The 250-nt window shown below is 71.2% G+C and carries 1 protein-coding gene; it reads right to left on the reverse strand.

Annotated elements, in window-relative coordinates:
* On the reverse strand, positions 1-250 hold a 250-nt coding region (locus RMT89_RS44525), incomplete at both ends, for a helix-turn-helix domain-containing protein (RefSeq protein ID WP_315889449.1).

Here is a 250-nt window from a genome sequence, read left to right on the forward strand (position 1 = left end):
GAACATTGACCACCTTGGCCACCAGCTTGCGCTGCACGAGGCCGCTCAGCGCCCGGCTGATCTGCCCCTTGTCCATGCCGACGCTGGCCGCGAGCCGCGCCACGGTCATGGCCGGTCGCCGGCCGAGCGTGGCGACCAGCCCGAATTCCACCGCGGACAGGCCGGCGACCCGCCGGTAACGCAGCAGCGCGCTGCGCCTCAGCAGGTTGGCCAGCACCATCAGGCGGGACGGCAGCATGGTGGTAATCGG

The sequence above is a fragment of the Streptomyces sp. P17 genome (assembly GCF_032436805.1).
Taxonomy (GTDB): Bacteria; Actinomycetota; Actinomycetes; order Streptomycetales; family Streptomycetaceae; genus Streptomyces.